Source organism: Shinella sp. SUS2 (assembly GCF_001262505.1).
Lineage (GTDB): Bacteria > Pseudomonadota > Alphaproteobacteria > Rhizobiales > Rhizobiaceae > Shinella.
In genome coordinates, this window is the sequence record NZ_KQ410734.1 from 189,789 (window position 1) to 196,523 (window position 6,735).

General features: G+C 62.1%; 7 protein-coding genes. All 7 read left to right on the forward strand.

Annotation, left to right across the window (positions count from 1 at the left end; all coding sequences use genetic code 11):
* Nucleotides 1–27 precede the first annotated feature (27 nt).
* Complete coding sequence (locus AKG11_RS20580; RefSeq protein WP_157255840.1) at nucleotides 28–1,071, forward strand: amino acid ABC transporter substrate-binding protein; 1,044 nt, start codon at nucleotides 28–30, stop codon at nucleotides 1,069–1,071.
* Nucleotides 1,071–2,195 (forward strand): amino acid ABC transporter permease, encoded by a 1,125-nt coding sequence (locus AKG11_RS20585; RefSeq protein ID WP_023514150.1) that lies wholly within the window; start codon nucleotides 1,071–1,073, stop codon nucleotides 2,193–2,195. Before AKG11_RS20580 ends, AKG11_RS20585 begins: the two co-directional genes overlap by 1 nt.
* A complete protein-coding gene (locus AKG11_RS20590; protein WP_050745300.1) occupies nucleotides 2,192–3,271 on the forward strand; it encodes an amino acid ABC transporter permease in 1,080 nt (359 codons plus the stop codon). Before AKG11_RS20585 ends, AKG11_RS20590 begins: the two co-directional genes overlap by 4 nt.
* Nucleotides 3,272–3,273: 2 nt before the next feature.
* Nucleotides 3,274–3,975, forward strand: coding sequence for a GntR family transcriptional regulator (locus tag AKG11_RS20595; RefSeq protein ID WP_023514148.1), 702 nt, complete (start codon nucleotides 3,274–3,276; stop codon nucleotides 3,973–3,975).
* The gene (locus AKG11_RS20600) at nucleotides 3,972–4,961 is read left to right on the forward strand and encodes a phosphotransferase (protein WP_023514147.1); all 990 of its coding nucleotides are present in this window, start codon (nucleotides 3,972–3,974) and stop codon (nucleotides 4,959–4,961) included. The genes AKG11_RS20595 and AKG11_RS20600 overlap by 4 nt, the downstream gene beginning before the upstream one ends.
* A gap of 17 nt (nucleotides 4,962–4,978) precedes the next feature.
* Nucleotides 4,979–6,301, forward strand: a complete 1,323-nt coding sequence (locus AKG11_RS20605) for an aspartate aminotransferase family protein (protein WP_050745301.1) — start codon at nucleotides 4,979–4,981, stop codon at nucleotides 6,299–6,301.
* Between the two features lie 67 nt (nucleotides 6,302–6,368).
* The coding region (locus AKG11_RS20610) for an ATP-binding cassette domain-containing protein (protein ID WP_156334114.1) at nucleotides 6,369–6,735 on the forward strand (367 nt) is incomplete at its 3' end.

Genomic DNA, 6,735 nt, shown 5'->3' on the forward strand with positions numbered 1-6,735 from the left:
TGAACGCGCATGAAAAAGGGGAAACACGTGAAACTTGCGACTTCATTGAAACTGGGAGTTCTAGCCTGCGCCACCGCGCTCATGGGGGCGATGTCCTTCGCCGGCTCCGCACAGGCGGGTGCGGCACTCGATGCCATCAAAGCCCGCGGCAATCTTGTCTGCGGCGTCGGCCAGGCCGTTCCGGGTTTCTCCGCACCGGCTGCCAATGGTGAACTCGCCGGCATCGACATTGACTACTGCAAGTCGATGGCGGCGGCCATTCTCGGCGATGCCTCCAAGGTGACCTACCGCCAGACATCCTACTCGGAGCGTTTCGTTCTGCTGTCTTCCGGCGAAATCGATGTGCTGGCCCACGACACGACGACGACGCTCAACCGTGAAGGCGCCCAGAGCGCGCGCTTCGCATCGCCGAACTACTTCGACGGCTACACCTTCATGGTGCCGAAGTCCCTCGGTGTCGACAGCCCGGACCAGCTTGCGGACGCGACTGTCTGCATCCTGCAGGGATCGACCTTTGAGGTGAACACCGAGAACTTCTTCAAGTCGCGGGGCCTGAACTATACGCCGCTCGTTCTCAGTGCCTGGGAACAGCTCGACGCGGCCTTCTTTGGTGGTCGTTGCGATGCCTTCGGTGGCAATTACGGCAACCTCGCCGGTTCGCGCGCCGGCAACGGCAATGTCGATGACTACATCATCTTCCCGAACTTCATCACGCTGGAGCCCTATGCACCGGCTGTGAAGAGCGGTGATGAAGAACTCTTCCTCGTTGCACGCTGGGTCATGTTCGCTCTCGTCGAATCCGAGCGGCTCGGCATCACGCAGGCGAATGTCACCGACCTTGCCAAGAACTCACCCGACCCGGAAGTCAAGCAGATCCTCGGCACGACGCCCGGCAACGGCAAGGACCTGGGCCTGTCCGAAGACTGGGTCGTCAAGATCGTCACGGCCGTTGGCAACTATGGCGAGAGCTTCGAACGCAACCTCGGCAAGGCTTCGCCCCTCAAGCTCGATCGCGGTCTCAACGACCTGTGGACGAAGGGTGGCCTCATGTATGCAGCACCGTTGCGTTGATGCGTAGCGAGCGCCTTCAAAACGCGCTGTTTGTCGCGGCAGCCATCGCAGTTCTTGCGTGGCTGTCGCACAATCTCGCGTCCAACCTCGCCGCCCGCGGCATCGGCATCGACTATGGCTTCCTTTGGAGCGCCACGTCGTTCCCGATCGGCGAGTCGCTGATTTCCTTCGGCTCCGGCGACAGCTATTTCCGGGCACTGCTCGTTGGTTTGCTCAACACCATCAAGCTGGCCTCCGCCGCCATCGTGCTGTCCACCGTGCTTGGACTTCTGATCGGCCTTGCGGGGCGTACCGCCCATCCACAGCTCCGTGCGCTTGCAAAAGCCTATATCGAGGTGACGCGCAACACGCCGCTCCTGTTGATCCTTGTCGTCTGCGCAACGGCCGTGCGTGTGCTGCCGCCGCCGCGCCAGGCTTGGACCCTTGGGGAATCGGTCTTCATTTCCAGCCGCGGCCTTTACATTCCGACGGTCCTGGTCGGGGATGCCGGCCCGGTTCTTGCCGCCATCACAGTGCTCGCTCTTGTCTGCGGCTTCCTTTTCTGGCGCATCATGGTGCGTCGTCGCAACGAGACGGGTCACTTCCCGCGATCGGCCACGACGGGGCTGTTCCTTTCGATCGTGGCGCTTGTCGGTGTCGCCATCTATGCGCTTGGTTGGGGCGAAATCCAGAAGCCTGCGCTTACGGGCTTCAACTTTCGCGGCGGCATGGGCATGACGCCGGAATATATGGCGATGCTTGCCGGACTTTCCTTCTATACGTCGGGCTTTATTGCCGAGATCGTCCGCGGTAGCCTGGCAGCGCTGCCCAAGGGGCAATCGGAAGCAGCCCATTCGCTGGGGCTTGGACCTCTCCTGACGCTCTATCTCGTGCTGGCCCCGCAGGCGCTGCGTCTCATGCTGCCGCCGCTTGCCAACCAGTATCTCAATGCCATCAAGAACACGACGCTGGCCGTTCTCATCGGTTATCCGGACCTGGTTTCCGTCGGCAACACCGCCCTGAACCAGACCGGCCGGGCCATCGAGACCGTATCCATCTATCTTCTGATCTATCTGTCGCTCAGCCTTGTGACCTCGGCGGTCATCCGCTGGCTGGAGAAGCGCGCGCAACTGGTGAAGTCATGAGTGAAATTACCGCGGCACTCCCGCGCCCTTCCAGCGGCGGGCTCGCCGGCTGGCTGCGCCCCTACTTCCATCCTTGGTCGCATGCTGTGCTGACAGTGGCGATCACCGGCAGCCTTGTTTACCTCTTCTTGCGTTTCTACGGATGGGCCGTCACCGATGCCGTCTTCGGGCAGGCTTCGCCGGAGACCTGCCGTGCGGCTGCAGGTGCCTGCTGGGCCTTCCTGCATGAGCGCTATCACATCATCCTCTTCGGCAGCTATCCGGCCGACCAGTATTGGCGGCCGACGCTCGCTGTCGTGCTGGTGCTCGCGATCCTCATACTCAGTGGCTTCCGGCGTTTCTGGAAGCCGGCCCTGGCGCTTGCCTGGGTCGCTGTCATGGTCATCAGCCTGGTCCTGATGGGCGGCGGTATTTTCGGCCTGCCTGCGGTTTCCACCAGTCGCTGGGGTGGCCTGCCGCTTACCGTCGGCCTGTCTGCCTTCGGTATCGTCCTGGCACTTCCGCTGTCGGTCCTCATCGTGCTCGGCCGCCACTCGAAGGCCACCGTCATCCGCCGCTTCTGCTCGCTCTATGTGGAAATCGTGCGTGGCCTGCCGCTGATTGCGGTGCTGTTCATCGCTTCGACCATGCTGCCCTTCTTGTTGCCGGGCGGCAATCTCATCGACAACATTCTGCGCGCGCAGGTTGCATTGATCCTGTTCCAGGCCGCCTATCTTGCCGAAGCGATCCGCGGTGGTCTCGAGGCCGTGCCGCGTGGCCAGTCGGAGGCCGGTCACAGCCTTGGCCTTTCCAATGGCCTGATCTCCCGCCTCATCGTGCTGCCGCAGGCCTTCCGGATTGCGCTGCCGGCAATCATCAATACCTTCATCGAGTCGATCAAGGATACGACGCTGATCAGCATCATCGGCCTTATCGACGTGCTTGGTGGAGCACGCGGGGCGATTGCCGACGGCGCATGGCTCGGCTTCTATCGCGAAGCCTACCTCGTCGTCGGTGGTGCCTTCTTCATCTTCTGCTTCATTCTTTCGATCCATTCCCGCCGGCTTGAGCGGGAGTTCGCCAATGAGAAGCGTTGAGGATGGGCAGCAACGAAACAGTGCTGGCGGACGGGGGCTCCATGCAGACCTACAAGACGCTCGTCCAGGATACGCTCAATGAGCAGATCTATCAGCAGATCAAGGAAAAGCTGATCATCGGGGAGTTCCGTCCCGGTGACCGGCTGGTGCTGAGAAACCTGGCCGCGGCCCTCGGCACAAGCGTCGTCCCTGTCCGCGATGCGCTCCAGAAGCTTGAAAGTCTAGGTGCGTTGCGTCTCGAACGCACCTTCGTTGTTCCGCGGTTGACCATCGCGGAGCTCACGGAAATCCGTGATATCCGCGTTGCCCTCGAAGGGCTTTCAGCCGCTCGCGCCGCGAGGGCTGCGACACCGGAAAGCCTTGCAGGTCTGCGCATCCATTTCGACGCCATGGTGGAGGCCGCGCACACAAACGACACCAGCCGGTTTCTGCGCGCCAATGCACGCTTCCACCTGCATATCGCGGATATGAGCAACTCGCCGATCCTGCGCGACATGATCGAACCGCTCTGGTTGCGCATGGGTCCTTCGGTACGTCTGGCCAAGGCCGAGCCCGGCAAGCTGACCGATGCCATTCCCGACCACGAAACGGCATTTGCGGCCATTGCGACGAATGATGCCGCCACGGCCCGCAAGGCCGTCGTTTCAGATGTCGTCAACTGTTTCGGCATTCTGGCGGACTCCTTCCAGGAGGCTGGCGAATGACCGCACGGTTCGATGCCGCCGAAGCCGAAGGTGTCGTATGGCGCTATTTCGGCGTGATTGGCCAGGCCAGCGAGCTTGGTGGCGAGCGCACCCAGAATTTCCGAATCCGGACGCCCGAGGGCCTGGCCTTCACACTCAAGGTCTCGGATCCGCAGGAAAGTCCGGATGGCACCCTGCTTGAGAGCGCCGCGCTTCGGCACATCGAACACGTCGCCACGGATATCGCGGCGCCGCGTGTCCTGCCTGCCCTGAACGGCGAGAGCTCCGTTTTCCTCGGCATCGAGGATGGTCGCCATCTCCGTTTGCTGACCTATATCGAAGGTACGCCGTTCGCCTTCATCGATACGCCGACAAGAATGCTGCGCCGTGCTGTTGGAGAAGCGGTTGCCAGCCTGGATGCGGCGCTTGAAAGCTTCGTTCATCCCTATTTGCGTCAGCGTGACCTCATTTGGGACGTCAAGAACATTGCGCGCCTGCGCCCCTTCCTGGCATTGATCGACGAGGATCGTCGGCCGCTTGTCGAAGCGATGCTCGACCGCTTTGAAACCGTCGCGGGACCGCACATGGCCGCACTGCCCGCGCAGGCCGTTCACAGCGACATGAACGGCCAGAACATTCTCGTCGCCAGCGAGGCGAAGGACCGCCTGTCCGGCTTCCTTGATTTCGGTGACCTCGTCTATGCGCCGCGGCTCGTGGACCTTGCGGGTGCCGCCTTGCTCCAGGTTCAGGGTGGCGAGAATGATCTGCGCAACACCTGCGATGTCGTCGAAGCCTATCATCGGGTTTTGCCCTTGAAGGATCTGGAGATCACGCTGCTACCGGAATTCATGATCGCGCGCTGCGTCATCAACGTCGTGGTCACGGAGCTCCTTGCGGCCCGCGATCCAGCCAACCGCTCCTACATCATGAAGAACAATCCCGTGTCCTGGATGCGGCTGGAGCGGCTTTCGGCCCTGCCGCAAAATCCGTTCAGGAACACCCTCTAGCAGCGAAGGTGCATGCCATGAGCTTACCCGTGATGATCAACGCGTTCGACAGCCGGAACGCCGGAACCCTGGATGAGCGCACGCGCGATCTGGTGGAACGTCGCCAGCGCGTCCTTGGTCAGCCCTACCGCATGTTCTACGAGGAGCCTGTCCATTTCGACTGGGCGAGCGGCGTTCGTCTCTACGATGCCGCCGGCAATGCCTACCTCGATGCCTATAACAATGTTCCCTGTGTCGGCCATTGCCACCCGCGCGTCGTTGCCGCCATCGCCGAGCAGGCGGCAAAGCTCAACGTGCACACGCGTTATCTCGACGAAAGCATTGTCGGCTATGCCGAGCGGTTGCTTGGCCATTTCCCCGCCGAAACCAATCGCCTGATGCTGACTTGCACCGGTAGCGAAGCCAACGACCTCGCTCTGCGTATCGCGCGCAACCATACGGGTGGCACCGGCTTCATCGTCACCGCCAATGCCTATCACGGCATCAGCCACGCAATCGCCGCCATGTCGCCCTCTCTCGGCCCGAACGTGCCGCTGGCGGTGGACGTGCGCACCGTCACGGCCCCGGATCCACGCCTTGCCGCTTCGCCGGAAGAGGTTGGCAGGTTCTTCGAGTGCGAGGTCCAGGCCGCCATTGCCGACATGCAACGTCATGGCATCCGTCCTGCCGCCCTGCTGGTCGATACGATCTTCTCCAGTGATGGTGTCTTTGCCGAACCGGCCGGCTTCCTTGCGGGAGCAGTCGCGGCGATCCGCGCAGCGGGTGGCCTCTTCATCGCCGACGAGGTGCAGGCGGGTTTCGGCCGCATGGGCTCGCATATGTGGGGCTTCCAGCGTCACGGGCTGGTGCCTGACCTCGTTACAATGGGAAAGCCCATGGGCAACGGCTACCCCATCGCCGGTGTCGTCGCGCGCGAGGAGGTGTTGGAGCGTTTCGCCCGCGAAGCGCGCTACTTCAACACCTTCGGTGGCAACCCCGTTGCTTGCGCCGCGGCCACTGCCGTTCTCGACATTCTCCGGGACGAGGACCTGCAGGCGAACGCATCGAAGGTCGGTGGGCATATGAAAGCCGGGTTCGAGGCGCTGGCGAAGCGTCATGCGGCCATCGGTGATGTCCGCGGGCAGGGTCTTTTCCTCGGCGTCGATGTTCTCGACCCGGAAGGCGTCCCATCCCCCCGCACCGCAAGCGATCTCGTCAATGCCCTGCGCCGCCGCCGCGTGCTCATCAGCGCGTCGGGGCCGCTCGGCCATGTCCTGAAGATCAGGCCACCGCTGCCCTTCTCCATCGCCGATGCGGATGAGCTTCTGCAGGTCTGTGATGAGGTTCTGGCCGCCCTCTAGGACGTCGCAAATCAGATCAATCGCGCCGCCGTTGCGGCGTGGCGTAGCAATGCAGGAGGATGCTCGAATGGCGGGCGAAAACATCATACGTGCCGACGATCTTCACGCGGACACCATGCGGATGCAGGTGTCCGCGACGGATGTCGCTATCGATATCGAGAAGATGCACAAGTGGTACGGGGAGTACCACGTTCTCAGGGATATCGACCTCAAGGTGATGAAGGGTGAGCGTATCGTCATCTGCGGGCCCTCGGGTTCCGGCAAGTCGACGATGATCCGCTGCATCAACCGCCTGGAAGAACACCAGAAGGGCAGGATTGTCGTCGACGGTATCGAACTCACCAACGATCTGAAGAGGATCGACGAGGTGCGCCGCGAGGTCGGCATGGTGTTCCAGCACTTCAACCTCTTCCCGCATCTGACGATCCTCGAAA